28 protein-coding genes and 2 tRNA genes are annotated in these 26497 nt (G+C 63.3%); 14 read left to right on the forward strand and 16 right to left on the reverse strand.

Annotated features, from left to right (window positions below; genetic code table 11):
* Window positions 1-12 precede the first annotated feature (12 nt).
* From ilvD to HT051_RS09990, 5 genes are all read right to left on the reverse strand, one after another.
* The gene (gene ilvD, locus HT051_RS09970; protein WP_174541893.1) at window positions 13-1737 is read right to left on the reverse strand and encodes a dihydroxy-acid dehydratase; all 1725 of its coding nucleotides are present in this window, start codon (window positions 1735-1737) and stop codon (window positions 13-15) included.
* Window positions 1738-2049: 312 nt separating this feature from the next.
* Entirely contained in the window at window positions 2050-4773 is a 2724-nt protein-coding gene (locus HT051_RS09975) for a valine--tRNA ligase (protein WP_174541894.1), read from the reverse strand.
* A gap of 179 nt (window positions 4774-4952) precedes the next feature.
* A complete protein-coding gene (locus HT051_RS09980; protein ID WP_174541895.1) occupies window positions 4953-5837 on the reverse strand; it encodes a DUF2497 domain-containing protein in 885 nt (294 codons plus the stop codon).
* 150 nt (window positions 5838-5987) lie between these two features.
* Window positions 5988-7373, reverse strand: coding sequence for a TolC family outer membrane protein (locus HT051_RS09985; protein WP_174541896.1), 1386 nt, complete (start codon window positions 7371-7373; stop codon window positions 5988-5990).
* Window positions 7374-7658: 285 nt separating this feature from the next.
* Window positions 7659-8327, reverse strand: coding sequence for a protein-L-isoaspartate O-methyltransferase (locus HT051_RS09990; RefSeq protein ID WP_174541897.1), 669 nt, complete (start codon window positions 8325-8327; stop codon window positions 7659-7661).
* A 232-nt stretch (window positions 8328-8559) separates the two neighbouring features.
* Between HT051_RS09990 and HT051_RS09995 the strand changes: the two genes are divergently transcribed.
* Window positions 8560-8633 (forward strand) — tRNA-Cys (locus HT051_RS09995).
* A 90-nt stretch (window positions 8634-8723) separates the two neighbouring features.
* Here HT051_RS09995 and HT051_RS10000 read toward each other — a convergent pair.
* Window positions 8724-8987 carry a hypothetical protein gene (locus tag HT051_RS10000; RefSeq protein WP_174541898.1) on the reverse strand — a complete coding sequence of 88 codons (264 nt, stop codon included), beginning with the start codon at window positions 8985-8987 and terminating at the stop codon, window positions 8724-8726.
* A gap of 201 nt (window positions 8988-9188) precedes the next feature.
* On the opposite strand from HT051_RS10000, the gene HT051_RS10005 reads away from it, so the two are divergent.
* Both HT051_RS10005 and HT051_RS10010 read left to right on the forward strand, forming a co-directional pair.
* Window positions 9189-9264 (forward strand) — tRNA-Asn (locus HT051_RS10005).
* 159 nt (window positions 9265-9423) lie between these two features.
* A complete protein-coding gene (locus HT051_RS10010) occupies window positions 9424-9765 on the forward strand; it encodes a DUF3892 domain-containing protein (protein WP_246810051.1) in 342 nt (113 codons plus the stop codon).
* 31 nt (window positions 9766-9796) lie between these two features.
* Here HT051_RS10010 and HT051_RS10015 read toward each other — a convergent pair whose 3' ends face one another.
* Both HT051_RS10015 and HT051_RS10020 read right to left on the reverse strand, forming a co-directional pair.
* Window positions 9797-10282 carry a nucleoside 2-deoxyribosyltransferase gene (locus HT051_RS10015; protein ID WP_174542960.1) on the reverse strand — a complete coding sequence of 162 codons (486 nt, stop codon included), beginning with the start codon at window positions 10280-10282 and terminating at the stop codon, window positions 9797-9799.
* A 4-nt stretch (window positions 10283-10286) separates the two neighbouring features.
* Entirely contained in the window at window positions 10287-11189 is a 903-nt protein-coding gene (locus HT051_RS10020) for a LysR family transcriptional regulator (RefSeq protein WP_174541899.1), read from the reverse strand.
* Between the two features lie 106 nt (window positions 11190-11295).
* Here HT051_RS10020 and HT051_RS10025 point away from each other — a divergent pair, with 106 nt between their 5' ends.
* Window positions 11296-11901, forward strand: coding sequence for an FMN-dependent NADH-azoreductase (locus HT051_RS10025; protein ID WP_174541900.1), 606 nt, complete (start codon window positions 11296-11298; stop codon window positions 11899-11901).
* Between the two features lie 42 nt (window positions 11902-11943).
* Here the strand turns inward: HT051_RS10025 and HT051_RS10030 are convergent, their stop codons facing one another.
* Both HT051_RS10030 and HT051_RS10035 read right to left on the reverse strand, forming a co-directional pair.
* On the reverse strand, window positions 11944-12474 hold the full coding sequence (locus HT051_RS10030; protein ID WP_174541901.1) for a hypothetical protein: 531 nt from the start codon (window positions 12472-12474) through the stop codon (window positions 11944-11946).
* A complete protein-coding gene (locus HT051_RS10035) occupies window positions 12474-14780 on the reverse strand; it encodes a TonB-dependent siderophore receptor (RefSeq protein WP_174541902.1) in 2307 nt (768 codons plus the stop codon). The genes HT051_RS10030 and HT051_RS10035 overlap by 1 nt, the downstream gene beginning before the upstream one ends.
* Window positions 14781-14930: 150 nt before the next feature.
* Here HT051_RS10035 and HT051_RS10040 point away from each other — a divergent pair, with 150 nt between their 5' ends.
* The 5 genes from HT051_RS10040 to HT051_RS10060 all read left to right on the forward strand — a co-directional run bounded on the left by HT051_RS10040 (window position 14931) and on the right by HT051_RS10060 (window position 19141).
* The gene (locus HT051_RS10040) at window positions 14931-15344 is read left to right on the forward strand and encodes a winged helix-turn-helix domain-containing protein (RefSeq protein WP_371740577.1); all 414 of its coding nucleotides are present in this window, start codon (window positions 14931-14933) and stop codon (window positions 15342-15344) included.
* 248 nt (window positions 15345-15592) lie between these two features.
* Window positions 15593-17011: an arylsulfotransferase family protein gene (locus HT051_RS10045; protein ID WP_174541903.1), complete on the forward strand. Its 1419-nt coding sequence runs from the start codon at window positions 15593-15595 to the stop codon at window positions 17009-17011.
* Complete coding sequence (locus HT051_RS10050) at window positions 17008-17262, forward strand: hypothetical protein (protein WP_174541904.1); 255 nt, start codon at window positions 17008-17010, stop codon at window positions 17260-17262. The genes HT051_RS10045 and HT051_RS10050 overlap by 4 nt, the downstream gene beginning before the upstream one ends.
* 14 nt (window positions 17263-17276) lie before the next feature.
* Window positions 17277-17996, forward strand: a complete 720-nt coding sequence (locus HT051_RS10055; RefSeq protein ID WP_174541905.1) for a hypothetical protein — start codon at window positions 17277-17279, stop codon at window positions 17994-17996.
* Window positions 17975-19141, forward strand: coding sequence for a sulfotransferase (locus HT051_RS10060; protein WP_246810052.1), 1167 nt, complete (start codon window positions 17975-17977; stop codon window positions 19139-19141). The genes HT051_RS10055 and HT051_RS10060 overlap by 22 nt, the downstream gene beginning before the upstream one ends.
* A gap of 29 nt (window positions 19142-19170) precedes the next feature.
* Here HT051_RS10060 and msrB read toward each other — a convergent pair whose 3' ends face one another.
* On the reverse strand, window positions 19171-19659 hold the full coding sequence (gene msrB, locus HT051_RS10065; protein ID WP_174541906.1) for a peptide-methionine (R)-S-oxide reductase MsrB: 489 nt from the start codon (window positions 19657-19659) through the stop codon (window positions 19171-19173).
* A 167-nt stretch (window positions 19660-19826) separates the two neighbouring features.
* Between msrB and HT051_RS10070 the strand changes: the two genes are divergently transcribed.
* Window positions 19827-20744 carry a lipid kinase gene (locus HT051_RS10070; RefSeq protein ID WP_174541907.1) on the forward strand — a complete coding sequence of 306 codons (918 nt, stop codon included), beginning with the start codon at window positions 19827-19829 and terminating at the stop codon, window positions 20742-20744.
* 72 nt (window positions 20745-20816) lie between these two features.
* Here the strand turns inward: HT051_RS10070 and HT051_RS10075 are convergent, their stop codons facing one another.
* The 3 genes from HT051_RS10075 to HT051_RS10085 all read right to left on the reverse strand — a co-directional run bounded on the left by HT051_RS10075 (window position 20817) and on the right by HT051_RS10085 (window position 23178).
* On the reverse strand, window positions 20817-21116 hold the full coding sequence (locus tag HT051_RS10075) for a hypothetical protein (RefSeq protein ID WP_174541908.1): 300 nt from the start codon (window positions 21114-21116) through the stop codon (window positions 20817-20819).
* Window positions 21117-21151: 35 nt separating this feature from the next.
* Window positions 21152-21520 (reverse strand): DUF3597 domain-containing protein, encoded by a 369-nt coding sequence (locus HT051_RS10080; protein ID WP_174541909.1) that lies wholly within the window; start codon window positions 21518-21520, stop codon window positions 21152-21154.
* Window positions 21521-21720: 200 nt separating this feature from the next.
* Entirely contained in the window at window positions 21721-23178 is a 1458-nt protein-coding gene (locus HT051_RS10085) for an HWE histidine kinase domain-containing protein (RefSeq protein WP_174541910.1), read from the reverse strand.
* A 629-nt stretch (window positions 23179-23807) separates the two neighbouring features.
* Between HT051_RS10085 and HT051_RS10090 the strand changes: the two genes are divergently transcribed.
* Together HT051_RS10090 and HT051_RS10095 are read left to right on the forward strand one after the other, a co-directional pair.
* On the forward strand, window positions 23808-24005 hold the full coding sequence (locus HT051_RS10090) for a CsbD family protein (RefSeq protein ID WP_174541911.1): 198 nt from the start codon (window positions 23808-23810) through the stop codon (window positions 24003-24005).
* 168 nt (window positions 24006-24173) lie between these two features.
* A complete protein-coding gene (locus tag HT051_RS10095; RefSeq protein WP_174541912.1) occupies window positions 24174-24329 on the forward strand; it encodes a DUF3309 family protein in 156 nt (51 codons plus the stop codon).
* Window positions 24330-24408: 79 nt separating this feature from the next.
* Here HT051_RS10095 and HT051_RS10100 read toward each other — a convergent pair whose 3' ends face one another.
* Window positions 24409-25218: a response regulator gene (locus HT051_RS10100; RefSeq protein ID WP_174541913.1), complete on the reverse strand. Its 810-nt coding sequence runs from the start codon at window positions 25216-25218 to the stop codon at window positions 24409-24411.
* 223 nt (window positions 25219-25441) lie between these two features.
* Here HT051_RS10100 and HT051_RS10105 point away from each other — a divergent pair, with 223 nt between their 5' ends.
* Both HT051_RS10105 and HT051_RS10110 read left to right on the forward strand, forming a co-directional pair.
* Window positions 25442-25690, forward strand: coding sequence for a NepR family anti-sigma factor (locus HT051_RS10105; protein WP_174541914.1), 249 nt, complete (start codon window positions 25442-25444; stop codon window positions 25688-25690).
* Window positions 25691-25734: 44 nt separating this feature from the next.
* Window positions 25735-26244: a sigma-70 family RNA polymerase sigma factor gene (locus tag HT051_RS10110; protein ID WP_174542963.1), complete on the forward strand. Its 510-nt coding sequence runs from the start codon at window positions 25735-25737 to the stop codon at window positions 26242-26244.
* A gap of 50 nt (window positions 26245-26294) precedes the next feature.
* Here the strand turns inward: HT051_RS10110 and HT051_RS10115 are convergent, their stop codons facing one another.
* Window positions 26295-26459: a DUF1328 domain-containing protein gene (locus HT051_RS10115; RefSeq protein WP_174542964.1), complete on the reverse strand. Its 165-nt coding sequence runs from the start codon at window positions 26457-26459 to the stop codon at window positions 26295-26297.
* Between the last annotated feature and the right edge of the window lie 38 nt (window positions 26460-26497).

Raw genomic sequence — 26497 nt, forward strand, 5'->3', positions numbered from 1 at the left:
AGGGCAAGGCGTTTACACATCGGCGTAACAAGAGACTTCCGCCTCTGCCCCTGGATGGGTCACCGCGCCGTCGCGCGCCGCCCCGACCTGATCGGAGTACTTCCAGATGGCGCCGCTGCGAACGTCGTTTTCCCGCGGGGTCCAGCTCTTCTTACGCTCGGCCAGCTCCTCGTCGGAGAGCTCGACCTCCAGAGTGCCCTTCTCCGCATCCAGCACGATGATGTCGCCGTCGCGCAAGAGGCCGATGGGACCGCCGATGGCGGCTTCCGGCCCGACATGGCCGACGCAGAAGCCGCGGGTGGCGCCGGAGAAGCGGCCGTCGGTGATCAAAGCGACCTTGTCGCCCATGCCCTGGCCGTAAAGCGCCGCGGTGGTGGCCAGCATCTCGCGCATGCCTGGACCGCCGCGCGGCCCTTCATAGCGGATGACCAGCACCTCGCCTTCCTTGTAGTCGCGGCTGGAGACGGCGGCGAAGGCCTCCTCCTCGCAGTCGAAGCAGCGAGCGGGGCCGCGGAATTGCAGCTTCTTCATGCCGGCGACCTTCACGATGCCGCCCTCGGGCGCCAGGTTGCCGCGAAGCCCGACGACACCGCCGGTCTTGGAGATCGGCTTGTCGGCCGGATAGATCACGTCCTGATCCGGGTTCCAGGCGACCTTGGCCAGGTTCTCGGCGATGGTGCGGCCAGTGACGGTCATGCAATCGCCGTGCAGATAGCCGTGATCGAGCAGCGTCTTCATCACCAGCGGGATGCCGCCGACCTCGAACAGATCCTTGGCAACATAGCGGCCGCCCGGCTTCAGATCGGCGATATAGGGCGTCTTCTTGAAGATCTCGGCGACGTCGAAGAGATCGAACTTGATGCCGCATTCATTGGCGATGGCCGGCAGGTGCAGCCCGGCATTGGTGGAGCCGCCGGACGCGGCGACCACGGCGGCGGCATTTTCCAGCGCCTTGCGGGTGACGATGTCGCGCGGGCGGATATTCATGGCGATGAGGTCCATCACCTTGGCGCCGGCGGTCATGCAGAACTGGTCGCGCATCTCGTAGGGCGCGGGCGCACCGGCCGAATAGGGCAGCGCCAGGCCGATCGCCTCAGAGACCATGGCCATGGTGTTGGCGGTGAACTGCGCCCCGCAAGCGCCGGCCGACGGACAGGCCACCTGCTCCAGCGCCTCAAGATCCTCGTCGGACATATTGCCGACGGAGTGCTGGCCGACCGCCTCGAACACGTCCTGAACGGTGACCGGCTTGCCCTTGAAGGTGCCGGGCAGGATCGAGCCGCCATAGATGAAGATCGAAGGCACGTTGAGACGGCACATGGCCATCATCATGCCGGGCAGCGACTTATCGCAGCCGGCCATGCCGACCAGCGCGTCGTAGCAATGGCCGCGCATGGTGAGCTCGACGGAATCGGCGATCACCTCGCGGGAGGGCAGCGAGGCCTTCATGCCCTGATGGCCCATGGCGATGCCGTCGGTGACGGTGATGGTGCAGAATTCGCGCGGCGTGCCTTGCGCCGAGGCGACGCCCTTCTTCACGGCCTGAGCCTGGCGCATCAGCGAGATGTTGCACGGGGCCGCCTCGTTCCAGCAGGTGGCGACACCGACGAAGGGCTGATGGATCTGCTTACCCGTCAGCCCCATGGCGTAATAATAGGAACGGTGCGGGGCCCGGCTCGGGCCCTCCGTGACATGCCTGCTCGGCAGGCGCGATTTATCGAAAGTCTTGGCGTCCATGGAACCTGTACTACTCACCCCCCAAAGACGGCGGCAGAATGGCGCACATTAGGCCATTTCGGTATCCGAAATCGTAGTCTTCGCCGCACATGGCGAAGAGGCAATTACGGAGCGTGCTCCACCGTCTTCCGTTACCCTTACGGGCATGACTTATGGGGGCGAGCGGTAGCAAGGTTTTATGGCGCAAACGGGGCGCAAATGCCGCACTGCGTTGCCGATCCGCCACAATGGCACGCAATTACGGCCGGTCGTCCCTCACAGCTCATGTGAGGTCCAACCGGTTATGTCATTGATTTCAGTGTCTGTTTTGACCTAAAGCGCGGCCTGAAGCCGCTCCAGCGCCTGATTGAGGCGCGCGGCGGTGGCTTCCGCATCGGTCTTGCGCTCGCGCTGCTCCTCCACCACGTGCTCCGGCGCGCGGGAGACGAACTTCTCGTTGGCGAGCTTGGCGGTGAGCTGCTTGATCTCGCCCTCCACCTTGCCGATCTCTTTTCGGAGCCGGGTCTGCTCGGCGTCGACATCAATGATGCCGGCGAGCGGCAGCGCCAGCACCGCCTCGTCGAGAACAACCTGAACTGCGCCTTTCGGGGTCTCGCCGAAATCGATGGTCTCGATACGGGCGAGACGCTTCAGGGTCGCCTCGTGGCGGGCGATACGGGCTTTGGTCTCCTCGCCTGCCCCGGAGATCACCAGCGGCGCGCGGGCGCCGGCAGGGACGTTCATCTCGGCCCGGACCGAGCGAATCTCGGAGACGAAGCGGATCACCCAGTCGATCTCGGCATCGGCGTGCGAATTCTCCAACCCCTGATGGGTGGGCCAGGCGCTGAGCATCAGCAGCTCGTCGCGGGTCTCGCCTTCGGCAACGCGCTTCTCCCATAGCTCCTCGGTGACGAAGGGCATGAAGGGATGCAGCAGCTTCAGGGCGCGGTCGAGCACGAAGCTCGCCATGGCGCGGGTCTCGGCCTTGGCCGCCTCGTCCTCGCCATTCAGGATCGGCTTGATCAGCTCCAGATACCAATCGCAGAAGATGTGCCAGACGAAGTGATAGATCGCGCCGGCGGCATCGTTGAAGCGGTAGGTCTCCAGCGCTTCGGTGACCGCGGCCGCGGCCCGCTCGCTCTCGCCGGCGATCCAGCGATTGACCGTCTCCTTCGCCGCTGCGGGATCGAAATCGGGCTTATGAGCGCAGCCGTTCATCTCGGCGAAGCGCGCCGCGTTCCACAGCTTGGTGGCGAAGTTGCGATAGCCCTCGACGCGGGAGGTGGCGAGCTTGATGTCCCGCCCCTGGGCGGCCATGGCGGCCAGGGTGAAGCGCAGAGCGTCGGCGCCGTATTGGTCGATCAGCTCCAGGGGATCGATGACGTTGCCCTTGGATTTCGACATCTTGGCGCCCTTCTCGTCGCGGACGAGCGCATGGATATAGACCTGATGGAACGGCACCTCTTCCATGAAGTGGAGGCCCATCATCATCATGCGGGCGACCCAGAAGAAGATGATGTCGAAGCCGGTGACCAGGACCGAGGTCGGGTAGTAGCGCTTCAGCTCCGGCGTCTGGTCGGGCCAGCCCAGGGTGGAGAAAGCCCAAAGCCCGGAGGAGAACCAGGTGTCGAGGACGTCTTCGTCCTGGGTCAGTTCGACCTCGCTGCCGAAATGCTCTTTCGCCTTGGCGTGGGCGGCCTCTTCGTCTCCGGCGACGAAGATTTCGCCGTCCGGTCCGTACCAGGCCGGGATCTGGTGGCCCCACCAGAGCTGGCGCGAGATGCACCAGGGCTGGATGTTCTCCATCCAGTGGAAATAGGTGTTCTCCCAGTTCTGGGGGACGAAACGGGTGGCGCCGCCGCGGACAGCCTCGATGGCCGGCTTGGCCAGGGTCTTGGCGTCGACATACCACTGGTCGGTGAGGAAAGGCTCGATGACGACGCCGGAGCGGTCGCCATGGGGCACCGCATGGGTGTTGTCCTCGATCTCCTGCAGGAAGCCGCGCTCGGTCAGCATGGCGACGACCATCTTGCGGGCGGCGAAGCGCTCCTGACCCTCCAAAGCCTGAATCGTCTCAGAGAGTTCGGGCGTCTCCTCAAGCCCCTGCATGAACTCCGGATTGTCCTTCAGGAGGATATTGGCCTCCTTGTCGAGGATGGAGATCATCGGCAGGTCGTGACGCTTGCCGACCTCGAAGTCGTTGAAGTCGTGGGCCGGGGTGATCTTCACCGCGCCGGAGCCCTTCTCCGGATCGGAATATTCATCGGCGACGATGGGAATGCGGCGGCCGACCAGCGGCAGGACGACGTGTCTGCCGACCAGATCGGTGTAGCGCTCATCTTCCGGGTGAACCGCAACGGCGGTGTCGCCGAGCATGGTTTCGGGGCGCGTCGTGGCGACGACGATATAGGTCGACGGATCGCTCGGATCGAAATTCTTGCCCTCGAGCGGATAGCGGAAATGCCAAAGATGCCCCCTCACCTCCTTCTGCTCGACCTCGAGGTCGGAGATGGCGGTGAGCAGCTTGGGGTCCCAGTTGACCAGGCGCTTATCCTTGTAGATCAGCCCGGCCTCGTAGAGCTCGACGAAAACCTTGCGGACGGCCTTCGAGAGCCCTTCATCCATGGTGAAGCGCTCGCGCGACCAGTCGCAGGAGGCGCCTAGGCGCTTCAGCTGCGAGAGAATGGTGCCGCCGGATTCCTGCTTCCAGGCCCAGACCCGCTCGATGAACTTCTCGCGGCCCATGGCGCGGCGGCCGGGCTCCTGGCGCTCCATCAGCTGGCGCTCGACCACCATCTGGGTGGCGATACCGGCGTGATCCATGCCCGGCTGCCACAGCACGTCCTTGCCGCGCATGCGCTCGAAGCGGACCAGCACGTCCTGAAGCGTGTTGTTCAGGGCGTGGCCCATATGCAGCGAGCCGGTGACGTTCGGTGGCGGAATGACGATGGCGTAGGATTGGCCGCCAGTATCCCTGGCTGCGAAGGCGTTTTGCTCCTCCCACGCGGCGTAGATCTCGCCTTCAATCGCGGCAGGGGAATAGGTTTTTTCAAGCATGATCGGGCGGAAGTTGATAAAGGCCGGTCGCCGGCGCAGCCGGTCTGGCCACGCCGTGCGTGTCAATCGAGACCTGTCAATAGAACGGCTGGCCCCGGAAGGGAAGACCAGGCGGGGCGAGACTTAAAAGCCCGCCCCTTTTGCCGAAGCCGATTGTCGTGCTGGAGGCTAGTTCTTGCCTAGTTTTTGCGCCGCGTCTGAGCTGCGAGCTCTTCCTTCAGCGTCTCTTCCAGGATGCGCGACATGTTGTGGTCGAGCCAATGGCGCAGCATGGGCCGCAGCATCTCGCGTACGGTCTCTTCCATGGACTTCTCGGTGTCGTCGTCCGTATAGGACGCGAAGCTCGAAGACGGACGCGAGGCAGCGCCGTTGCGCGAGGTCAGCTCCGGCATCGGGCTCGTCGGGAAGGCAGCGGCATCCTGAGCGATGCGTGCGTCTTCATCCTCGGCCGTGGAGACCTCTACGCTCTCCTCTTCCGCACTTTCGGCCTCGCTAGAGAGGTCGGGTGCGGACGGGGCCTGGGGGGCCAGGCTGGACTCGATATGGCCGCCGCGCAGAGCGGCGATCGCCGCCTCGAGGGCCGAGCCCTGCTCGACCACCGCGGCAGCGGCGCTCGGGGTCTCTTCTTCCTCGAAGGCAAAACCGAATTCTTCGCCAAGCTCCAGCAGCTCGTCTTCGCCGCCAGCGCTCGGTGCCTCGGCCGGCTCCTCGCTTGCGGCGCCGACCGGCTCAGCAGGCTCAGCCGGAGCAGGCGGCTCGACCGGCTCGGGCTGCTCGAGCTCCAGAGGCTCGGCCTCGCCTTCGCCGGAAAGATCGAGAATCTCCTCCTCGGCCTCTTCCAAGCTCGGTGCTTCCTCGCTCGAAGCTTCCGCCGCCGGCGCGCCGAGCTCCATGGGCTCCTCCTGTTCGGGAGAAGCCGCAACCGGCTCTTCTTCGCCAAGGACCAGCTCTTCTTCTGCCGTGTCCTCCGGCGGCGTCGCCGTCTCCTCTTCGGAAATGATTCGGCGGATGGAAGCGAGGATCTCTTCCATCGTGGGCTCGGGTGCCCGATCCGTACTGCTCATCACAAAACCTTTCGCCGCAATTCAACCTGCATCATACACCTCGATGCAGTACGCCCCCGCGCGAGCGCAGCTTAACATAGGCTTAACTTACAAGTCTCGGCCTGGTTGGGGGAAGAGTCGCGCTAACTATGGTTAAAACGAGGCAGGCCCCTACTCGTCCGCCATGGGCGGAGACGGCGGACGCAAGCCGAACCACTTGTTCTTGACCGTGTCATAGTGCTCGAACGGATCGTAGTAAGGCACGTTCAAACCTAGGGTTTGTGCGTCCATCCGTCCGATCGAGGAGTACAGGGAGTACTCGGCAACCACCCGGTCGCGCAAAGCCTCCACCAGACTGATCTGCGACTGCAGATATTCCAGCTGGGCGTTCAACACATCCAGCGTGGTGCGCTGGCCGACCTGGGCCTCCTCGCGCACACCGGCCAGAGCGATCTTGTTGGCCCGCACGGCGGACTCCGCAGATCGGATCTGTGCGGTGGTGGATTGCAGCACGCCCCAGGACGAGATCACGTCGGAATGCACCGCAAGCCGCGCTTCCTCGACCTGCTTCTTGAACTGGTGATTCTGCTCCTTGGCCTGGCGAACCTGCGCGGCCACACCGCCACCCTGATACAGCGGCACGGTCACGCGACCGGTCACCGTGGTGGCTTCCTGATCGGTGATGGAGCTGGAAAGACCGAAATCCTTCTCGTAGCCGGCCTCGATCGAGACCTCCGGCAGGAGCCCGCCCGTCAGCTGATTGACGTAATATTCGGAGGCTTCCTCCTGATACACCGACGTTAGGATCTGCGGGTTCTCGCCATCGCCGAGGGTCATCGCCTCGCTGAGGCTGGTGGGCAGCAGATGCAGGATCGAGGGCGGCTTGATCAGGTTGCTGGGCGGATGACCGATCAGTTGTTCGTAGGTCGCCCGCGACTGCTTCAGGTCGGCCTGGGCGATGCTGAGCTCCGACAAGGCATCGGCATGGCGCGCCTCGGCCTGAGCGACGTCGGTCCGGGTGACCTCGCCGACCTCGAAACGGTCTTGAGTCTGCTTGAGCTGCTCGGCCAACACCTTGACGTTGTTTTCGCGCAAGCGCACGACCGCCTCGTTCTGCACGACGTCGACATAGGCCGTGGCCGACTGAAGCAGCACCTGCTGCTCGACATAACGCAGATATTCGCGCTCGGCCTGGACCGTCGACTTGGCGTTGCGGACGGCATTGAGGTTCTGGAAGCCCTGGAACAGCGGCTGGCTCAAGGTGATGCTGTAGCCATAGGGCCGGGTCACACCGTCGCCGGTCAGCGTCGAAACACCGCCCGTGCCCGTGCCGATCCCGACGCCGACTCCGGTGGTGCTGTTCTGGTTGAGGTAGCTCTTATAGGCACCGCCGAAAACTTGCGGACGCATGCCGGATTTGGCGATGGACACATCTTCGTCCGTCGCCCGAAGCGCGGCGCGCTGAGCGTTCAATGTCGGATTGACGACATAGGCGTTGGCGAGTGCGTCCCGCAGCGTCTCGGCGCTCACCGGCGAAACCGGAAAAGCCAAGAGCACGGAAAGCGCAACTGCACCGTAGCGAGACAGGCGACGAGCGCCATGCCCCGCGCGAGATTTCATCCGCCTTACCCGCCGCATACGGGACATGGCGTATTGTTTGGTCGCGCGACCCACGTTGTGGTCTCCTGCAAAATGAGACGCCCCCCGACCCTTTCTGCAGCCTGGAGCATAGAGCAGCGCGGCTGAGATGGCACACGGTCGTGGCACGAGAAAACCCGATTCTTGAAAAATTTCAAAGTGCTGTGTGAAGCCTGCAACAGTGCAGAACGAACGGAATACAGCCTAGAAACTGAACGTCGTTTCCAGCGAAAATCCAGGCAGCGGCTTGGCTCCCGCAGCGAATTGCGGGAGCTTCGTCAACGCGCCATCGGCTTTGACGAAGAGATTGGCCTGGCCCTGGCTTCCCTGCTGGATGATCCCGGCGATTCGTCCCCCTTCCTTGAGTTGCGCAGCTAAACCGTCAGGAACGGCGGGGACGCTACCACTCAGAAAAATAAGATCATAGGGGCCGTCTGCCGCAGCGCCTTGGGCCAGCGGCCCGGTGACGATTTTGGCGTTGGAGATGCCCAGCGCCTGCATATTGGCGGCGGCGGTTTCGGCCATCCTGGGGTCCGATTCGAGCCCGACGACGGAAGCTGCGTGGCCCGCCAGCACCGCGAGGGAATAGCCGGTGGCGCAGCCGATATCGAGGATATGCTCGCTCTCGCCGATCTCGGCCATCTGGATCAGCTTGGCCAGCACCATGGGCTCCATCAGATAGCGCGTGGCACCGTCGGCGCCGGTTCCGGCCGGCACCGCGCCATCCATATAGGCGAGCGGCTGGGCCTCCGGGCTGACGAAAATCTCCCGCGGCAAGCTTTGCATGGTGGAGAGCAAGGTGCGGTCGGTGATCCCTGCCGTACGCAGCTGGGATTCGACCATGGTCTCCCGTGCATGGGTAAAGTCGATCATCTGCCCCGCTTTCGTCCCCTCATCGCGTCCGGAACTTACGTCTACGACCGGCCCGCCGAGCCCACGACGATGCGGCCTTAGCGCCCCCGCGCCGCTCCGATCGATCACGACCATAACCGCGCGCAGGGTTTTTGGCGATGATTTTGCGCCTCCCGCAAGAAGGCTTGTTGACGCAAGCGCGGCTGCGACTTACTAACACGATCTCTTGTCCCGCTTGCTTCGCGGGCATTTTGGCCACGTGGCGGAGTGGTGACGCAGCGGACTGCAAATCCGTATACCCCGGTTCGATTCCGGGCGTGGCCTCCATGTTCCCAACATCTTCGATCTGCGCAGCGGATTTGCCGCCATAGGCAGCGCTTCATGGGCGGTGCTTCATGGGCGGCGCTTTGCGCGCAGCTAGCCCGCGGCCTGATCGGGCTTGGCTCCCTCCTTCGGCGCGCGCCGCCTGTTCCACCAGACCACGAAGCGGCGGCGCCAGCGGCGCACGATGGGAATATCCACAGACAGGATAAGGATGCCGAGGGGAATCATCCAGAAGCCCAGCACCGGCAGAAAGCCCAGGCAGCCGAAAACGATCAGCAAGACGCCGATGGTGATTCGCAGCAGCCGGGAACCGGGAAGATGGACGTGGCGGTCGCCAAAGCGCAGTTTGTGGGCCATTATCGCTATCAACGCCTGTGGGGTCTGGGTGAGTTCCGGCGCGCCGGGTCTCCCCCCTTGCTATAGCCTCGCCGGATTGGCTGCGAAATCGGGTTTTGCATCTAAGATTTCAAGTTGATGCGTAAAGCCCTTTAAAGCGGGCGCGGCTTTTGCTATGACGCCCCTCTCGCGAGCGCGGATCGACCAAATCCGCACCGCTGTTCCCCGGTAGCTCAGTTGGTAGAGCAAGCGGCTGTTAACCGCTGGGTCGCTGGTTCGAGTCCGGCCCGGGGAGCCACTCTTCTTCTCTTCAAACAAGTTCGCTGGCTTTTGTTGCGAGCATAGTACAGGCGGTCCGCAATTGGGCACCGCTCCAGGCGCCAGCTACTTTAGCCAATTATCCGCACCCTTGTTTTGCGAGGCCGGCTCCGCTCTTGGCGGAAATTGGCTCCAACACTTGACCGATACACCTTATGGTTGCAATCTCGCCATTCACCATGTGGAGGATGGCATGGCAACGAGAATTCGTATCCGCTGCATAAACAAGACTGACAGATATAGTCCTTACGATCGCATCTCTCATGTGGGGGGCGGCACTGGCGACCACCGCTGGCGACAAACTCAAGAGCAAACAATCCGCGAGATTGAGAACGGGGAATATGAGTACTACGTCGAGGTGGACGGCGAGACGGCGGACGTTATTGTCGCTACGAAGGACGATCGAAAATACATTAAAACAAAGCCCGACGGAGAGCAGCCGAATAACCTTTTGAGCTTACCTGAGTGCCCCAAAAACTAGCGTCCGCAGATATATATTGGCGGAGTTATAGCTAAGCGCACGCGGCGATCGCCCGGTCGAGCTCGCTCAGCTCCCGGATGATGGTGCCGCCGCTGGCGCGGATGAAATATTCCACCTGCAGATTGACGATGCCGCCTTCATTGTCGGCCGAGAGGCGGAAATCGCCGCGATAGCCGACGATGGGCTTTTGGCGGGCGAAGGCATAGCCGATCTCCGCCGCGGTGCCGCTATCGACGTCCACCCCGTCGAGCACCGCGAAGACCACATCGCAGCCATCGATCAGATCCTGATTCTTCCTGCCGATCTTCAGATTGGCGGCTTGCCAGGCGGCACGCTTCTGCGCGCCATAGGGCATCGCGGCAATGCGCGCGATCTCTTCATCCTCTTCCCAAGGATCGTGCAGCACATGGCCGAGCCGCTCCAGACGGGCGACGATCTCCTGCTGGTGAAAGGCCCGGCCGGCTTCGGAGAAGCCCAGCGGCCCGGCGAGATAGATTTTGATGGTGCTCTCCTTCAGTCCATCATTCGGCGTCGCACTGGGCGGTCTTCAGCCGCTCGATGAGCCAGCGGCCGGCGGGGCCGGGCGGGGATTGGCTGCGATAGGCGGCGACCATGGGCACGGTAAAGCCAGTGCCCGCCTCCTCCAACTCGATGCGTTTTAAGCGCCCGGCCTTGAGATCGTCCTCCACCACAGCCGCAGGCATGCTGCCGAAGCCGAGCCCGGCGAGAAGGAAGGCATGCTTGGCGCCGAGATCGGCGAGGCGCCAGCTGCGCGGCGAGTAGACGCCGAAATCGGTGCCGGCGGAGAGCGCCGAACGGTCGGAGAGCACGAGCTGGACATGCTCGCCGAGAATTTCGGTCGGAATCGGCCCATTGCGCTTGGCCAGCGGGTGCTCCGGGGCGCAGGTGTAGATCATCTCCACGCTAAGCAGACGCTCGCGGCTGATTCCCGGCGGCATCAGGTCGAGCGAGCCCATGATGGCGAAGGCGCAGCGGCCATCCAGCACCGGCTCGATCACCGCGCCCAGCGCCTCGACGTCGAGACGCAGCGGCGTGTTGGGAAACGCCTCCTGAAACCCGACCACGGCGCAGGTCAGCCCGCGAATCGGAAAGAACACGTCGACGGCGACGGAAAGCTCCGGCTCCAGCCCTTCCGCCAGGCCCTTGGCGTGGGCCTTGAAGCTGTCCATGCGGCGGGCGACGGCATGGGCCTCGGCGAGCAGCACCCGGCCTTGCGCGGTGAGCACCGGATAGCGGCCCTGGCGTTCGAACAGGCGCACGCCGAGCTGGTTTTCCAGATTGGCGAGGCTCTGGCTCACCACGGATTGGGCGCGGCCGAGCTTGCGGCCGGCGGCGGAAAAACTGCCCTCCTCCGCCGCGGCGATGAAGGTACGCAATTGATCGAGGGAAAGACCGTCGAGCATCTATCGTCTCACGCGATGGATATTATCGAGAAATATAGTCTACCCCGAGAGGCTAGCGCTTCCTAAATCTGGTGCAAAGCAGGCGGACATAAAAGGAGAGAAGACCATGAAACTGCTGCATGTCGATTCCAGCATCCTGGGCGAGAATTCGGTCAGCCGGCTGCTGTCGTCGGAGATTGTCGCCGCGGAGCGGGCCAAGCATCCGGGGATCGAAGTCACCTATCGGGACCTCGCAGCCAAGCCGTTCCAGCATCTTTCAGGGTTGCATCTCGCCGCGGCGATGGGCGCCGAGCCCGATGCTTCGATCACGGACGATCTTGCCGACGGGCAGCAGGCGCTGGAGGAGTTTCTGGCCGCCGATATCGTGGTGGTCGGGACCCCGATGTATAATTTCGGCATTCCGAGCCAGCTCAAGGCCTGGATCGATCGGCTGGCGGTGGCGGGCAAGACGTTCCGCTACACCGAGAACGGGCCGGAAGGGCTCGCCGGCGGCAAGCAGGTGATCGTCGCCTCCTCGCGCGGCGGGTTCTACGGGCCGGAGACGGATATCGCCTTCCTCGATCACCAGGAAGCGTACTTGCGCGGCATCTTCGGCTTTTTCGGCATTACCGACGTCGTCTTCATCCGCGCCGAGGGACTCAATCTCGGCGAGGAGCAGAAGACCAAGGCAATCGCCGAGGCAAGAGACGCGATTTCCGCCTTCGCCGCCTAGGCGGCGAAGGCACTTCATTGTGCGATCCGCGAGGTGTCCCCCCTACTCCACCTTGCGGATCGCCACGTTGATGCGCGGCGCGACGACGCCGGTGAGCTGCAGCAATACCGGTTTGGCTTCGACCTCGAAGCGTACGCTCTTCTTCACGCCGCGGCAGTGGGGCGCGCCGGAGTGATCGCTGGATTCGATGGCCTTGCCGTCCTGCACCAGCTCGATCCAGCCGCCCGACGAGATGGTGACTTGATAAAGCCCGGGGCTTTCCGGCGCCGCAAACCGGACCGTGCCGGCGTAATCCCCGACGAGATAGGTCTCAGGCTTTACCGCCAGCTCGACCTTGTCTTTCCGCTCCAGGCCGAGCTGGAAGGCGGTCTCATGCAGCGCACCTTCTTCGGCCCCGGAGGCAAGCTTCGGCAAGTCCTCCGCCTGGAAGGCCGCCTGCTCGGCCGCGAGAGACCATTTCATGCCCTCGCAATCGCCCGCCTCCTCGGCCAGGACACCGCTGCTACCGGCAAAGCTCAGCATGGCGAGGCCGAGCCCGACCAAAGCGGATCGTGTTTTCCCGTTGATGCGCATCAGAAGGTCGCTTTGAGGTTGGCATAGAACATACGTCCGGCCTCCGGGAAGCCTTCGGTCAGCTCATAATTCTGATCCAGAAGGTTGGTGGCGCCGAGGCCTACCGTCACAGTGTCGGAGTAACGATACTCCGCCTGCAGGTTGACCAGGGCGTAGGAGCCGAGGCTGGCATAGTTCGGCGTGCGTGGCAGCGCGCCCGAAAGCAGCGAGCTCGAAGAGCTTGTGATCAGGCTGTAGCGGCTGGAGGCGAGCTCCAGATTGGGCGTGATGGTCAGCTTGTCGGTGGCATCCCAGGCCAGATAGACGAAGCCCTCGTGCTGGGGCGTACCTTCCGGTTTAGCGCCTTTGGTCTCGTAGTCGAAATCGCGGTTCAGATACGTGTAGTTGCCGCCGACACGCAGCCGCTTATTGATGGTCCAGTCGACAGAGAATTCGACGCCCTTATAGGTGCCATCGATATTCTGGTTCTGGATTGCGGTGCTGCCGCTGCTGGAGACATAGACCGGCTGAATCGAATCCTTCAGGTCGGAATAGAACACCGCGCCGGAGAGCTTCACCGTATTGTTGAATAGCGTGTCGCTCGCGCCAATCTCGTAATTGATCGCCCGCTCCGGCCCCAAATCGGGGTTCGGGTCGACCAGGCCGAAGCGCGTGCTGAAGCGCTCGAACATGGTCGGGAAGCGGGTCCGGTCGGAGACGGTGGCGTGCAGCTTTCCGGTGTCGGAATAGCTGTAGATGGCGCCGCCCTGATAGTCGAAGGCGTGGGTGGTCGAGGTCGGGTAGTTGAACAGCCCGTCGTCATAGTCTTGCGCCTGCACCACTTCGAGCTGGTTGAAGGCGATGCCGCCGATGAAGTCGAGGCGCGATGTGGCGTGGAAGGTGTTCTCCGCCGCGACCGACCAGGTATCCTCGACATTCTCCTGCACCGGCTCGACGAAATTGGAGCCATCCGGTGCATCGTGGGACCATTCCTTGTGGTCGTCGCGCCGGTAATGCACCGCGGTCTTGAAGGTGTTCATCGGCATCAGATCCGTGCCGAACTCCACCGAGCCGCCATAGGCGTAATCCTGATAGTAGCTGTTGAAGGTGCGGAAGCCTTCCTGCGTCGTGTAGCTCGCATCGTCATAGGACGAGAGCAGATTGTCGAAGGTGTTGTAGTAGGCGTTGGTCTTCACATAGGACTTGTTGCCGAGCTTGGTCTTCGACAGCCAAGCCGCGCTCTGCATGTCCCAATAGGGCCAGCTCCAATAGCGCGGGCCCTGCACCACCTGCCCCTTCACATGCAGAGGCGCGCTCTTGTCGCCGGATTGCTTGGTGTAGTTGAAGCTGTATTCGTCGGTGGCGTTCGGGGTGATGCCGAACTTGGCGTTCAGCCGCCAATCCTTGGCGTTGGAATGATTGCGCGCGCCGCCATCTTCGTTCGCCCGCAGCACAGGATCGAAATCCTCCGACATCCACCAGTGATCCTGGTCGCGGATGGTGCCGCTGACCTGCGCGTAATAATGCTTCTGCCTCGTGCCGGTGAAGGCATAGCCGTTCCAGACCGCCAGCGAGCCGAGATCGCCGTCGAACTCGAAGCCGGTCCGGGCTTCGATCTCCAGCGGCTTGGTGGGACGGCGGGACACCATGTTGATGGCGCCGCCCATGCCGCCCGGTCCGTCGAGCACCGAGACGTAGCCCTTCTGCACCTGGATCTCGGAGAGGTCGGGGGTGAGGAAGCGGTTATAGTCCAGCCGGTTGTCGGCGGGCAGGTAAAGCCGCACGCCGTCCATGTAGAGCGGCACGCGATAGCGATTGAAGCCGCGCACGAAGATGTCGCGCTCGTTCCGGCTGCCGCCGGTATTCTGCATGGTCACGCCGGGCACGATGCTGAGCGCCTGATCGAGCGTGTTCTTGTTGTAGGTCCACATCGTCTTGTTGGTGATGACGCTGCCGCCGATCTGGTCGAGCTCGCCGAGGGTGAAGATGCCCCGTGCGCCCGGATCGCCTGCGACCGTGGCCTCGCTCCCCTGCTCGGCGGTGCCCGGCGCCCCGCCGGTGGCCGGCGCGGGCGTGCTGGCCGGCGCATAGGTTCGCGGCCTCGCCGGTGCGGGCGGTTCGGCCACCACCACGATGGGCGGCAGCACGCTAACGTCGGAGGCGGAGTAATCGCCGCCGGAGGTCAGGTCGGCCGGTACGCCAGCGGCGCCATTGATGATCGAGGTCTGAGACGATGGATCCTGAGACGCCTCTTGAGCGTGCCCGGAAAAAGGCACAACGAGACTGGTCGCGGCGCTCAGCAGCGCCACGCGCGAGAATTGCAACACGGAAAGCCCCCCGGCTATGTATGTTTTATGACGGCGTTATATCGTTAACGATATAGCGAGTCGAGACGCTAGGAGGCAAGCGCGAATTTACGCGCCCTGCGGCGCTGTTATATTGGCCGGCGAATCCGATGCGCTAAGAGGACGAAGCATTTGAGCGCGAAAGCAAAGCCTGCTGCCGAGACGGCAGCGCAAAAGCCGAAGCCGCGCAAGCGCAAGGCGAACCCGAACAGGGTGCCGCGTTTGCGCATCCGGATCGGCGAAGGGCTGGTGCTCGGTCCCGGCAAGGTCGATCTGTTGGAGACCATCGATCGGACGGGGTCGATCTCGGCGGCGGGGCGCGAGATGGGCATGTCCTACCGGCGGGCCTGGCTTCTGGTCGATGCGCTGAACCACATGTTCGCCGAACCTTTGGTCGTCGCTTCCCCCGGCGGGGCGAGCGGCGGCGGCGCTTCGGTTACCGATTACGGGCGCGCCGTGGCGGCCGCCTATCGCCGCGCCGAGGACCGCACGCAAGCGATCATCGAAGAAGAGCTCGGCACGCTGCCGCAAAGCGCAAAAGACTAGCGGGCCGCAATCGCGCCTTCGCTTTACCTCGAAAACGCCCTCAAAGCGGCCGCAATGGCGGCTAGGCAAAACGTTCGGCATCGCTGCGGTGCCGGAACTTGCTGATTGCTGCGCGGTTTATGAGGTGCTCGTCGACGGAACGGGGGGCTTGGGCCGTTTTTTCAGTATCGGTCCTTTGCACTTCCCTCTCGTTTTGAACGTTCCGCGGCTGCCTTGTTGGGGCACCTCCTTGGGGCATGGCTGAGTGAATGGAACGCGAAGACCAGAATACCGATTCGAGTCCGCCCGCTAAGACGGGCACCGAACACCACACCGTCATCGACCGGATTTTCGGCTGGGCCGCATTGGCAGGGGGGCTGGCGCTCGCGTTTATCGCCGGCAGCTGCCTCACCGCGGCCGACACTTTTCCGGGCAAGCAGATCGCCAACGCCTATCAGGGCGGCAAGGCGCTCTACGAGCAGGCTACCCGCTATGCCGACGTGTTCAAGACCGACCTCTGGTACGAGGCGCGCACGGCGGAGCGCGGCGTGGTGGCGAACCAGCCCGACAGAATCGCGCCGGGCGTGACGCTCTATACCTCCGGCGAAGAGGCGAAAGCGGTTCTGCTCGGCGCCGATGGCGAGGTACTGCATGAATGGCACCGGCCGTTCAGCACGGTGTGGGACCCCGCACGATCGAGCATCAAGCAGCCGCAGCCCGATTCCCACGTCTATTTCCGCAAGGCGAAGATGTTTCCCAATGGCGATCTGCTCGCCATCTATGAGGGCAGCGGCGACACGCCTTACGGCTATGGCATGGTCAAGCTCGACTGGAACTCCAACGTGCTGTGGAGCTTCTTCGGCCGCACCCATCACGATTTCGACGTCGGGCCGGACGGGCGCATCTATGTACTGACCCACGGTTTCGAGACCAAGAAAGACCCCTACTTCACCAATCTGGCGGCGACGCGCCTGCTCGATTCCCTGGCGATCCTGTCGCCGGACGGCGCGCTGCTCGACACTATCCCGCTGTTCGATGCGGTGGTGAACTCCCGCTACAAGCAGCTGATCCACACCGTGTCGAAATACGCCGTCGCCGATCCGCTGCATGCCAACGACGTGGATGTGATCACGCCGGAGATGGCTAAGAACTTCCCCTTCGGCGAGCCGGGGCAGCTTCTGGTCTCCTTCCGCGAGCTCGGCGCGGTGGGTGTGCTGGACCCGAAGACCAAGACGATGGTCTGGGCGACGCGCGGCCCGTGGCTCGGCCAGCACGATCCCGACATTCTGCCCAACGGGCACATCCTTCTGTTCGACAATTACGGCCAGTTCGGCACCCCGAAATCCACCACCCGAATCCTCGAATTCGATCCCGCCACCATGGAGATCGTCTGGCAGTACGGCGGAACCGCCGATCATCCGCTGGGTTCTCTCATACGTGGGTCGCAGGAACGCCTCGAGAATGGGAACACCCTGATCACCGAATCGAGCGCCGGACGCATTCTCGAAGTGACGCCCGAGGGGCGCATCGTTTGGGAATATGTCGTGCCGGTGCGCGATGGGCCCGCCGGTCAGCCGCCCAAGCTTCCGATCACCTGCTGGGCGCAACGGCTGGATCCTTCCAGCTTCGATCCGAAGCTTCTCACCACCGAATTGAGCCAGGTGGAACATAAGGAGGAAACGCAATGAAACGTCTTGTCTCCGTCCTTGCTTTGACGGCACTCGCCGCGAGCTTCTCGACCGCCGCGAGTGCCTATGTCGGCCCCGGCGCCGGGCTCAGCATGCTGGGTGCGTTCTGGGCACTGATCGTCGCGCTCGGCACCGCGCTGTTCTTCGTGGTGGCCTGGCCGGTGCGCAAGATGCTGCGCCGCTCGCGCAATTCCGGCGCGGCCGAGACCGGAGCTGCGACGGACGACGCGCAGCGCCCGGACGCCGCGTAAGGCGGACGGCTCGCATGGGATTGTTCGATCTGCCATCGCCGGTTTTCGATTATGTCGACGGCGCGCTGCTCGGCACGCTGGCGCCGGCTTTGCGCATCGTGATCTGGGCCGCGCTCGGCGCCCTGCTCTCGATGGAGCTGTACCGGGTGCTGTCGCCGCAAGCCAAGGCCAAGGCGCTGAAGTTGGAACTGCGCGAAGCCCAGCAGAAAGTCGCAAGCTTCGACGGCGAGTTCGAAGATGCCTGGCCGCTGATCAAGCGGATGCTGGGGCTCGCCTTCAAGCGCATCTTTCTGATCTTCCCCTCCACGCTGATCGCCTCGCTGCCGCTGCTGTTCCTCGTGGTCTGGCTCGATAGCAGCTACGGCCACCGCTTCCCGGAATTCGGCGAGCCGGCCTCGGTGGAAGCGCCGGCGCCGTTCGAGGGAAAATGGATCGACCGGGGGGAGGACGGCACGCCGCGGGCGCAAGTCCTCGACAAAGGCAAGGTGGTGGTGGATACACCGCTGAAGGCCGCGATCCCAGTCGTCCACAAGTGGCATTGGTGGAACTTGCTTCTGGGCAATCGGGCCGGTTACCTCACAGGCGATGCGCCCATCGAGCAAATCTCGATCGGCCTGCCGCAGCGCGACATCTTCACAACAGGGCCGGATTGGGTGCGTGGCTGGGCGCCCGCCTTCTTCTTGGCCGTACTGCTTTTCGCGATGACGTTGAAATGGATCAGACGAATAGAATAGATGCGCCGCGCGCGGCGCCCGCAGCTCCCGACACCGCCCCGGAGATCAGTCTTTGGACCGATCGCCTGGGCGGTTTTATCGAGCGCCATCCGAAACTGATGCGGAAGCTGGCGTCGTGGGAGAACAAGGCGCTTGGCGAGCAGCTCGCCGAGACGCAGATTCGCGCGCCGGTCTACGTCACCGGGCTTGCCCGCTCCGGCAGCACGATTCTGCTGGAGCTGCTGAACGCGCATCCGGCCTTCGCCAGCCACCGCTACCGCGATTTTCCGGCGGTGATGACGCCGTGGATGTGGAACTGGTTCGTGGACAAGGCCTCCCGCCGCGAGGCGGCGCCGGCCGAGCGCGCCCATAAGGACCGGCTCAAGGTCACGCCGGAGAGCCCGGAAGCCTTCGAGGAAGTCCTCTGGATGAACTTCTTCGAGGGGCTGCATGGCGGGGGCGCCGACGAGGTGCTGGACGAGGAGACCTCCAACCCCGAATTCGAGGCGTTCTACCGCGACCATATCCGCAAGATTTTGATGATCCGCGGCGGGGCACGCTATCTCGCCAAGGCGAATTACCACGTCACCCGACTCGCCTATCTCCACAAGCTGTTTCCCGATGCGCGCTTCGTGGTGCCGATCCGCGACCCGGTCTGGCATATCGCTTCGCTGATGAAGCAGCATTCGCTGTTCACCCGGCAGCAGGCTTACGATCCGCGGGTGTTGGATCATTTCCGGCGCGCCGGGCATTTCGAGTTCGGCCTGGGGCGCCGGGCCATTGCCGTCGGTCCGGAGGGCGGCGAGGACATCGAGCAGCTCTGGAAGACAGGCGAAGAGGCCGCCGGATGGGCGGCGCTGTGGAACCTGGTCTACGGCCATCTGGCCCATCAGCTGCAGTCCAATCCGGAGCTTCTGGCGGCCACCGTCATCGTCCGCTACGAGGATCTTTGCGCCAATCCGCGGGCGACGTTCGGCGATATCCTGGCCCATTGCGGACTGAAATCGGGTGGGCTGGCCGATCTCGCCGCCTCCACATTGAGCGCGCCGGATTACTATCAGCCCAAATTCAGCCGGGCCGATCTGGACGAGATCGAGGCGCGCACGCGGGCCACGGCACGGCTGTTCGGCTATCAGGTCAGAGAGAAAGCGGCGGCCGGGAGCTAGGCCGCCGCACGGCAGATGCGATTCCCCGCTTAGGCGGGGATGAATTTCAGCGCCACGCCGTTGATGCAGTAGCGCAAGCCCGTGGGCTTCGGCCCGTCCTCGAAGACATGGCCGAGATGACCGCCGCAGCGGCTGCAATGCACCTCCTGGCGCACCATGCCGAGGGACATATCGGTGTTCTGCTCCACGGCGCCCTTGATCGGTGCCCAGAAGCTCGGCCAGCCGGTGCCGCTGTCGAATTTGGTGTCGGAAGAGAAGAGCGGCAGGTCGCAACCGGCGCAGGCGAAGGTGCCTTTGCGCTTCTCGTCATTAAGCGGGCTGGTGAAGGGACGCTCGGTGCCCTCCTCCCGCAATACGTAATACTGCGTTGGCGTCAGCAGCTCTTTCCACTCTTCCTTGCTGTGAGTCACTTCGAACTCCTTGGTCTTGGCGAGGCTCGCGCGGGGCAGCAGATTGGCCGCACCGGCCGCGACCAGGACCAGCGCATTCCATCCAAATTGGCGTCTCGTGATGGTCATTGTTTTGTCCTCTCGCGCTTTAACCGCTTCGCCATTGTTGGCTGAGATTAAAATGGGCATTGTGGCAGCGCAGGTTCAAATCAACTTCAGTGCACGGGCGATCACGAGAGGTTTATAGGACCGGAGGGCTCCGCCACGGAGTTCGGCTTTAAGGGAATTCGCCGTCAATGCGTGCACTGGTTCTGGTCAATCCCAACGCCTCCCGGGCCGAGGCGGCGATGCCCTGGTTGGCCTATTGGGCGGCGCACGATCCCCGGGTCTCGCTGATGGAAGTGTCCTCGGCCAAGGCCATGGCGGATGCCATCGAGGTCCATGCCGACAACGCCGACCGCATCGTCCTCGGCGGCGGTGACGGCACGCTTTCCAGCATGCTCCCCTCGCTGCTGCCGCTCGGCAAGCCGCTGGCCGTGCTGCCGCTCGGCACGGCGAACGATTTCGCGCGCACCTTGAGCATTCCAGAGAACCTGCAGCACGCCGCGGCGCTGACCCTTGGCGGGCGCGAGCACCGGATCGATGTCGGCATGGTCAACGGGCATCCGTTCTTGAACGTTGCCAGCGTCGGGGTCGCCTCGACGGTCAGCGAGATGCAGAACGAGGACCTGAAGAAGCAGTGGTCGGTGCTGAGCTACGGAATCAGCTTCCGCGAGGCGATCCGCCGGGCGACGCCCTTTCACGTGCATCTGAAGTTCGACGGCGACGTCACCTGGCGCGGCATGGTCTATCAGGTCAGCGTCGGCAATGGCCGTTTCCATGGCGGCGGACTTGTGGTCGGGGAGAATGCGGCGATCGACGACGGCAAGCTCAATGTCTATGCGGTGCGCCCGGGCACGGCGCTGCAGCTCGTCGCCTGTCTGGCCACACTGCGGCTGGGTCTTGCCGGCGAGTTGCGCACCTTGAAGCGCGGCTTTGCGCAAGACGTGGTGATCGCCACCGCCCATCCCCGGCCGATCAATGTCGACGGCGACATCCGCACCGAGACACCGGCGCATTTCTCGATCCACCCGCGCGCGCTGAGCGTGGTGATCCCGGAGCGCCTTCCCCTGCTCCAGCGCGGTCTGGTCAATCTGCAGGAGACCGGCACTTAGACAGCAAACGGCCGGCATCCTTGCGAATGCCGGCCGAGGCAAGAGATCGAATGCTGTCGCTTGGTCCGGCTCTTATTTGGCCATCATATTTTTCACCATGCCCGCCAGGACAGTCAGAATGGCGCCACCGGCACCGCCGCCGACCACCTGGCCGATGATGGAGCCGATATCGAGATCGCCGCCTGCGGCCGCGGTGGCCAAGGCCGGTACCAGCACCTGAAGAAGCTGCCCGCCACCGACACCGCCGATCGCGCCGGCAATGGTATTGCCGACACCGCCCAGCGAATAATTGCTCGCCGCACGGCCTGCTGCCTGGCCGCCGATAACTCCGGCGACCAGCTGAATGATCAAATTGATAACTGCACTCGACATGGTTTCCCTCCCGTTTTTCCGACGCCTGAAGCGGGTTACTTCAGGCTGTCGGGAACCTTGCCGCCGCTTTCCGCCAACTTCTCCATGACCTCTTTATGCAGCCAGATATTCATCTCCGCTGAGCCGTTGAGCTCGCCGGTATAGCCGAGTTCCTCGGCCAGCTCCTTGCGGGCGCTGAGGCTGCTGTCGAGATCGAGCAGCTTCATCAGATCGACGATGGATTGCTTCCAGTTGTACTGCCCCGGGCGCTCGTCGGCGATCTTGGCGATCTTGACCTCGACCGCTTCGATGGTGATCGGCTCGCCGGCGCTCGGGCCGAGCGGCTCCGCAGTGGCTGCGCTCTCTTCTGCCTTGGCCTCGTCCGAGCCGAAGATCGACGATACGATTTTTCCGAATATGCTCATTTTTGTCTCCTTACTGGCCGCAACAGAACGGCATACGGGTACCGGCCCGATTCGGGCCAGCATGGCTACCAAACATATGGAGTCTGCGTGTTGATGAAGGCTGCGCCGGCCGCTCTCCCCCCTTCCGACCCCGCTATTGCATTCGCGGAGCGGCCACACGCCATGATGGTATGGCACAGCCGGGGTGGCTGTCGAGAGATCTAGGCTGGGGTGCCGGGCTCGCCGTCGCCGTTGGGAAGCACCTGATTGGGCGGAATGTCGATCTCGCAGCGGACGCCTTTGGGATCGAACGCCAGGTCCACATGGCCGTCCAGCGCCTTGCCGACGACGTTCTCGATCATCATGCGGCCGAAGCCCATACAGTCGGGCCGCGGCACGCGCGGGCCGCCGCTCTCCTTCCAGGTGATCTTCACGCCCTCGCCGTCGGCGACCTTCCAGCGCAGATGTACCTGGCCGTCTTCGGTAGAGAGCGCCCCCCATTTCTGGGCGTTGCTGAACAGCTCGTGCAAAGCGAGGCCGACATTCTGCACGGCGTCGGGCTTCAGCATCACGTCGGCGCCTTCGATATCGATCCGGTCCAGGGCGCCATCGCCGCGGGCGGAAAGCTCCGCCTCGACCAGGGATTTTAGCGGCGCGCCTTTCCAATCGTCGGCGACCAGAAGATCGTGGGCCGCGCCGATGGCGATCAGCCGGGCGTTGAAATTGTCGATGAAGTCGGTCACCGAGCTGGTGCGGCTTGCCGTCTGGCGGGCAATGGCGTTGATCACCGCCAGCAGGTTCTTGGAGCGGTGGGTCAGCTCGCGCAGCAAGAGGCGGAGCTGGACTTCCTGCGCCCGCCGGTGACTGACATCGACGGCAACGGAGATGGTGCCCGCCGGGTCCTTCAGCGGCTCGATGCGCAAATAGAGCGAGCGCTGCTCGCCCGCCAGCTCGAAGTCGATTTCCAGCTCTTGAGGCTTCAGGCTCTCGATGGCGGCGCGCTTGGCCACCATGATCTTGGCGGCGGCGGTGGGGGGAAACACCTCTTCGTCGGATTTCCCGAGCAAAGCCTCGGGCGCCAGGCCGAAGGGCGGGTTGTGCACCCAGGTGAAGCGCATATCGGCGTCCTGGGTGAAGACGGTGATCGGCGAATTGCGCAAGGCGATCTCGAAGCGCTTCTCGACTTCGCCGAGCTGCCTTTTATGGCTGGCAATGCGGCTCTTCAATTCGGACCGGGCATCGGCCAGCTCTTCCTTGGTCATCAGATGGGCGGCGATCTCGGTCTCCAGCCGGCCCTGCGATTGGCGCAGCCGCGGCAGGTGGCGCCACAGCAGCACCGCACAGCCAATCACGAGCAGCGCCGTAACTACCTTGAGCAGCCCCTCTACGCCGCTCATCGGCGTCCACAGGTCGAAGAACGAGGCAAAATGTTCCAGTCCCGCCGCCAGCATGGCCACGCAGCCAAGCACGAGCAGCGCGCGGATGCCGCGGTCGCCGCCTTCGCGCTGCGTGGATGTCGTGCTCACCAGGCGGGTGAGCAGCACCACGGAAATGAAAAGCAGGGAAGCGGCGAGCAGGAGATTGCCCGCGACGTGCAGATAGGTCAGCTCCAGCGACCAGCGCACCGCCCGGGCCGCCGCACCTTGCGAGCCGAACAAAGACGAAATCCAAGGCTCCATCGCCTAATATCCACCCGGATTAAACAGACTCGGCTTGGCCAAGACACGTACCGCGACACGCACGGCGACACCCCTAGCGACCCTCATGTGACGCGACCCAGCAATGGCGGACGCGCTGCATCCCCTGATTCAATCGCCAGCCAGTCCCGGTATCACGGTCCCGGTATCGCCGTCTTGGACCCATAGCTTTGGCCTCGCAACGCAGAGACTGTTCGCTTAACCCCCCGAAGAGAATTTCGTTCTCGCGGTGCTGTCGTTTTGCCACGGTTTTTTGACAGCGGGGCCTGAATCACAGCCCGCCCGGCCGCCTAAGATGCGATGGTGCATTTTTTTGTTAATCAAACGGGAACCGGTTGCGGGGTGCCGCGTTATCTCGCCGTTCGAACGCTCGCGCCCCCTATCCCCCCCGCCCCTCCGCGGCGCTCGAATGCAACGTCCGTATCCGACTCTTCGGGTGCGGACGTTTTGCTTTTGGCGCCCGTGGCTTCGCCGATTTCCGCGAACGGATATGTGAACCCCGCGTCCCGCAACTTTCGCCGCGGCCTCTGCGTTTTCCATCCAGTCCCGCCGGCAACTCCGGCGGACTGCATCCAGAACTCCATTGGACGAAGGCAAAGGAGGTTTTCAAAATGAATTGGGATCGTGTCGAAGGAAATTGGAAGCAGCTGCAGGGCAAGGCCCAGCAGGAATGGGGCAAGCTGAGCCATGACGATCTCGAGCGGGTGAAAGGCCGCCGCACCGAGCTCGTCGGCAAGATCCAGGAGCGCTACGGCATCGCCAAGGACGCGGCGGAGGCCGAGGTCAATCGCTGGGCCGACAGGCTCTAGCGTCACAGCCGGATTTTCCGGGCCCGCCCCTTGCTATGGGGACGGGCCCGTTGGGGGGCTCGAACAAACGTCGCAATGCGGCGCGCGCTATTTGCTTGCAACGGCCAGCTTCGACAGCCCTGATGCGTTCGAGGTTTTAGGCGCGAGAACACATCTTGGGAGGCGACAATGCTGGGCACAGTTCTCATCATCATTTTGATCCTGATCCTTGTCGGCGCATTTCCGGCTTGGCCCTATAGCCGGGCATGGGGATACGGCCCGACCAGCGTCGTCGCGCTGATCCTGGTGATCTTGATCATCCTGATGCTTCTGGGGCGGATCTGACGATCCGGCGATCGATGCCAAAAAGGGCGCCGCTTCGGGCGCCCTTTCGTTTTCGCAAACAGGTTGGCTGCGGCGCGCGTCAGGCGCGCATCGAGGATTGATCGCGCAAGCGCGCCTTGCGCTCGAAGAACAGCGCCTGGCTGACGATCGCCTTCACCGTATCGGGCTGATAGGGCTTGGTGATCAGGAACGCCGGCTCGGGCCGCTCGCCGGTGAGCAGCCGGTCGGGATAGGCGGTGATGAAGATCACCGGGACCTCGAAACCGCCGAGGATTTCGTTCACCGCATCGAGGCCGGAGCTGCCGTCGGCAAGCTGGATATCGGCCAGCACCAGGCCGGGCCGGTGTCTCTTCACCGCCTCGACCGCTTCGCCGTGGGTGCGGGCAACCTCGGTGACGGAATGGCCCAGGGTTTCGACGATGCCTTCCAGATCCATGGCGATCATCGGCTCGTCCTCGATGATCAGCACATCGGTGGCCACCTGCTGGGCGATCTCCTGCCCCGCCTCCTCGACCAGCCGGTCGAGCTGATCCTCGCTAACGCCGAGGATCTGAGCGGCTTCGGCGGGCGTGAATCCCTCCACCGAGCAGAGCAAGAACGCCTGGCGCGGTAGCGGGGTGATGGATTCCAGCTTGCGATCGACGACATTGGCCAGGTCGGTCGAAACGTCCGACTGAAGATTGACGTCGAGGGAATTCCAGAGCCCGGCGAAGGTGCGGTAAAGCGCGATGCGGGGCTCCAGCTTGGTATTGAAAAGCGAAGGGTCTTCGACAAGAACCTCGAGGGTTGCGGCGACATAGGCATCGCCGGCTTGCTGGGACCCGGCAAGCGCCCGAGCAAAGCGGCGCAGAAACGGAAGATGGGGCGCGATGGCCTTGGATATGGACATCTCAATCCTGAATTTTGGTTTGGCGTTCGCAGGTTAACCCGGTTCCCCCAATGGCATGGCCGGGTGAAGGGGTGCAACTCAATTCGACTACGGGTTAATCAACACATATCTTTCGACCGAAGTTCCGCAATTCGGGAACTGATAAAGATTTCAAACGTTTTTTCGGCAGTGTTCAGCGTGTCCGCTGTCGGGGAGCGGCAATTGGGGCGGATAGGGATTCAGTGTGAACGAGAAGGAAAAGTCAGAACGCCGGGACGAAAAGCCGGCGGGGAACGAGATGGATATCACCAGCGCAGAGACCGAGAGCGCAAGTCATACGGAAGAGTTGGAGCGCCAGGGAATGTCCCGGGATCTTCAGGGCCATATCGGACGGCAGCTTCGGGCGTCGTTCGACGAGGTCGCCCGCGAGCCAATTCCAGATCGCTTTCTTCAGCTCCTGCAAGAGCTTGAGAAGAACGGGCAAAATAAGTGAAGCAACAGGTATCTGCCAGCCTTCGAGACGCCCTGGTGGGCGAGATGAGTTCCTTGCGCGCCTTCGCCGTGTCGCTTTGCGGCGACAAGGAGCGCGCCGACGATCTCGTGCAGGAGACGCTGTACAAGGCGTGGAACCATCTGGACTCGTTCCGCGAGGGCACCAATCTCAAGGCTTGGCTGTTCACAATTCTGCGCAACACCTATTTCTCCGAGCGGCGCAAGCGCCGGCGCGAAGTCGAGGACGCCGACGGCAGCTATGCGGCCAAGCTCTCCACCCGTCCCGAGCAGGACGGCCATATGGATCTACAGGATTTCCGCGAAGCTCTGGCGCAGCTGCCGGACGATCAGCGCGAGGCGCTGATCCTGGTCGGCGCGGCCGGCTTTTCCTACGAGGAGGCGGCCGATATTTCGGACTGCGCCGTGGGCACCATCAAGAGCCGGGTGAATCGCGCCCGCAACCGTCTTGGCGATCTGCTCGACACCAAGGATGCGTCGGGAGACGACTCGACCTTGCGGGCCGCCATCGCCTCGGCCGGCCCATCCGGACGCTGAGCGCCGCAACGTTGCGAGACGCCCGCTTGCTTTAGGCTTGCGCTGTTCCCCTACCCGCGCCGCAACACATTGGCGAGAATGGAAAGCGCGAACAGCACCAGCGCCACGACGAAAATGATCTTGGCGATCCCGACTGCCGTTCCGGCGATGCCGCCAAACCCAAGCACCGCGGCAATCAGGGCGATGACCAGAAATGTGAGAGCCCATCCCAACATCATTCAATCTCCCTTATCGTTGCTTCGGTATACCCATG

This window comes from Methyloligella sp. GL2, assembly GCF_013341275.1.
Classification (GTDB): domain Bacteria; phylum Pseudomonadota; class Alphaproteobacteria; order Rhizobiales; family Methyloligellaceae; genus Methyloligella.

Bases quoted from the DNA above. Each gene is read 5' to 3' on its own strand.
- ilvD (WP_174541893.1), bottom strand. From the start codon at position 1,737: ATGGACGCCAAGACTTTCGATAAATCGCGCCTGCCGAGCAGGCATGTC.
- HT051_RS10055 (WP_174541905.1), top strand. From the start codon at position 17,277: ATGGGATTGTTCGATCTGCCATCGCCGGTTTTCGATTATGTCGACGGC.
- HT051_RS10090 (WP_174541911.1), top strand. From the start codon at position 23,808: ATGAATTGGGATCGTGTCGAAGGAAATTGGAAGCAGCTGCAGGGCAAG.
- HT051_RS10050 (WP_174541904.1), top strand. From the start codon at position 17,008: ATGAAACGTCTTGTCTCCGTCCTTGCTTTGACGGCACTCGCCGCGAGC.
- HT051_RS09975 (WP_174541894.1), bottom strand. From the start codon at position 4,773: ATGCTTGAAAAAACCTATTCCCCTGCCGCGATTGAAGGCGAGATCTAC.
- msrB (WP_174541906.1), bottom strand. From the start codon at position 19,659: ATGACCATCACGAGACGCCAATTTGGATGGAATGCGCTGGTCCTGGTC.
- HT051_RS10110 (WP_174542963.1), top strand. From the start codon at position 25,735: ATGAGTTCCTTGCGCGCCTTCGCCGTGTCGCTTTGCGGCGACAAGGAG.
- HT051_RS10070 (WP_174541907.1), top strand. From the start codon at position 19,827: ATGCGTGCACTGGTTCTGGTCAATCCCAACGCCTCCCGGGCCGAGGCG.
- HT051_RS10115 (WP_174542964.1), bottom strand. From the start codon at position 26,459: ATGTTGGGATGGGCTCTCACATTTCTGGTCATCGCCCTGATTGCCGCG.
- HT051_RS10095 (WP_174541912.1), top strand. From the start codon at position 24,174: ATGCTGGGCACAGTTCTCATCATCATTTTGATCCTGATCCTTGTCGGC.
- HT051_RS10025 (WP_174541900.1), top strand. From the start codon at position 11,296: ATGAAACTGCTGCATGTCGATTCCAGCATCCTGGGCGAGAATTCGGTC.
- HT051_RS10085 (WP_174541910.1), bottom strand. From the start codon at position 23,178: ATGGAGCCTTGGATTTCGTCTTTGTTCGGCTCGCAAGGTGCGGCGGCC.
- HT051_RS10045 (WP_174541903.1), top strand. From the start codon at position 15,593: ATGGAACGCGAAGACCAGAATACCGATTCGAGTCCGCCCGCTAAGACG.
- HT051_RS10060 (WP_246810052.1), top strand. From the start codon at position 17,975: ATGGATCAGACGAATAGAATAGATGCGCCGCGCGCGGCGCCCGCAGCT.
- HT051_RS10075 (WP_174541908.1), bottom strand. From the start codon at position 21,116: ATGTCGAGTGCAGTTATCAATTTGATCATTCAGCTGGTCGCCGGAGTT.
- HT051_RS10100 (WP_174541913.1), bottom strand. From the start codon at position 25,218: ATGTCCATATCCAAGGCCATCGCGCCCCATCTTCCGTTTCTGCGCCGC.
- HT051_RS09980 (WP_174541895.1), bottom strand. From the start codon at position 5,837: ATGAGCAGTACGGATCGGGCACCCGAGCCCACGATGGAAGAGATCCTC.
- HT051_RS09990 (WP_174541897.1), bottom strand. From the start codon at position 8,327: ATGATCGACTTTACCCATGCACGGGAGACCATGGTCGAATCCCAGCTG.
- HT051_RS10020 (WP_174541899.1), bottom strand. From the start codon at position 11,189: ATGCTCGACGGTCTTTCCCTCGATCAATTGCGTACCTTCATCGCCGCG.
- HT051_RS10000 (WP_174541898.1), bottom strand. From the start codon at position 8,987: ATGGCCCACAAACTGCGCTTTGGCGACCGCCACGTCCATCTTCCCGGT.
- HT051_RS10080 (WP_174541909.1), bottom strand. From the start codon at position 21,520: ATGAGCATATTCGGAAAAATCGTATCGTCGATCTTCGGCTCGGACGAG.
- HT051_RS10030 (WP_174541901.1), bottom strand. From the start codon at position 12,474: ATGCGCATCAACGGGAAAACACGATCCGCTTTGGTCGGGCTCGGCCTC.